The organism is Rhodocaloribacter sp. (genome assembly GCF_056451265.1).
Window position 1 is genome coordinate 1 of sequence record NZ_JBWOPL010000027.1, and the last position, 2,192, is coordinate 2,192.

Annotated in this window: 2 protein-coding genes; both read right to left on the reverse strand. The window is 59.4% G+C overall.

What is annotated here, in order from left to right:
* Positions 1-1,660, reverse strand: a 1,660-nt coding sequence (locus AC1HIY_RS03945) for a sensor histidine kinase (protein WP_479575409.1), incomplete at its 3' end; no start/stop codon positions are given.
* Positions 1,661-1,772: 112 nt separating this feature from the next.
* Positions 1,773-2,192 (reverse strand): sensor histidine kinase (locus AC1HIY_RS03950; protein WP_479575410.1); only part of this gene is annotated, 420 nt, incomplete at its 5' end.

Below are 2,192 nucleotides of genomic sequence, written 5' to 3' on the forward strand. Positions count from 1 at the left end.
CCATGAACTTGACCGCGTTGTCGATCAGGTTCTGGAACACTTCGAGCAGGCGCACGCGGTCGCCCCGGACCGGCGGCATCTCCGTCCCTACCGTCACCGCCACGCGGCCCTCCTCGATGCGGCCGGATATCTGTTCTACCGCTTCCCGAATCAGTTCGACGAGATCGATGCGTTCTGGAGCGCCCAGGATGTGCCCGATACGTGAGAGTTCGAGGAGTTCATCAAGGATGCTCGCCATGGTGTCGGCAGCCCTCTCGATTCGCTCGAAATCTTTCATCACCCGATCATATCTCCCCTTCTCGAGATCATTTTTGAGCAACCCGATGAAGCCTTTGATGGTGACGAGGGGGCTTTTGAGGTCATGGGAGACGGTATACGTGAAGCGTTCCAGTTCGGCATTCTTCTCCTCCAGTTCCCGCACAAAACGTTCCCGCTCGATCTCCGCCTGCAATTGCTCCGTAATATCCAGGATAATCGCCACAAAGACGGCTCGCTTACCCAGCTGGGCAAAACGAAGATGCACCTCCACCGGGTAGGTCGTCCCATCCTTCCGACGATGGACCGTCTCGAAGAAGATTTTTTCTTGCTCTCCCGTTCGCAGAGGGCGCAAGAGCGCCTCGAACTCCGCTCGGCTGAACGAGGGCTTGATGTCCACCGGCGTAAGATCGAGCAGTTCATCCATGGTATACTGAAGGTTCTCTCGTCCCCCCCGGTTGACCTGAATAAAACGCAAGGAGTCTGCATCGAAGATGTAGATTTCATCCAGCGATTCTTCCAGAATGCGCCCGATGCCTTTCTCTCGCTCCTCCGCTCGTTTTTGCTCGGTGATGTCCTCCACAACCGAGAGCAGGAGGCGTTGCCCGTCACGAGTGATCAGTTCGCCGGATATGGTGCACGTCCGGATCGCTCCCGACTTCGTCCGAAAGTCGGTGATCAATCTCCGAACCTGTCCTTTCTCCCGGAGCGTATGCAGAATCAGGTTTCGGTCTTCCGAATGGACCCAGAGCGCCAGCTCCCGGGTCGTTCGACCCACGGCCTCCGAACGAGCGTACTCGGAGATGCGGGTAAAGCTGTCGTTCACCTCCACGATCCTCCCTTCCGGAACGGTTGTGATGACAATGGCATCCTGGCTGGCATAAAAGGTCTTGGAGATGCGTTCCTGTATGACGTGCAGCTCCGCCTCCATGGTCTTCTGTTCGGTGACATCCCTGGTCATCACATAGAGGCACTCTTCTCCCTGATACGTGATCACGCAGGCGTTGACCAGGCACGCTCGCATGGCGCCCGACTTCTCCCGTACTTGCGCTTCGAAGTTGCAGAGCCGCCCTTCCTGGAGCAAGCTTTCCAGCAAAAGAGGACGGTCCCCATGACTCCACAAATAAAGGGATTCGGAGGTGCGACCGAGCACCTCCTCGCGACGGAAGCCCGTGAGCTTCTCGAAGGCTTCGTTTACTTCCAAGAAGTGTCCATCGGCAACTCGAGTGATGGCCACGGCATCCGGGTTGCCCTGAAGGATTTGCAGGAAGCGCGCTTCTGCTTCACATCGTGCGGCCGCTTCCTCCTCTAGCCTGCGGATGAGATCTTTGCGTTCAGCGTATTGGCTCACGTCTTTATCACTCCTTCCAGTGGGGATACCTGTCCGGGAAGTGGATGGCTGCACAGGTATATACGTAAGCACACGGACGACGGCAAGAGGCCCCTCGCGGGCAAAACCAGGCACGTGGTCCGAAAAGCGCAGAGGCCTTCGTAGACATGACCCCACCACACGCGCTTCAGGAGTCGCCCATTGCCTCGCCCGCCGGAAGCGTAAAATAAAACGTGGCGCCGGTCGTATCGGCTCCCGACTCGACCCAGATGCGCCCGCCGTGCACCTCCACGATTCGCTTGACCAGCGCCAGACCGATCCCCGTGCCCTCCACCCGGTTGTCCAGTCGCTCGAACAGACCGAAGACCTTCTCGTGATACCGGGCGTCGATGCCCATGCCGTTGTCCCGCACCCAGCACAGCACCTCGCCTTCGCCCTGCCGCCGCGCCCCGATCTCCACCCGCGGACGGGGCTGGTCTCCCATGAACTTGACCGCGTTGTCGATCAGGTTCTGGAACACTTCGAGCAGGCGCACGCGGTCGCCCCGGACCGGCGGCATCTCCGTCCCTACCGTCACCGCCACGCGGCCCTCCTCGATGCGGCCGGA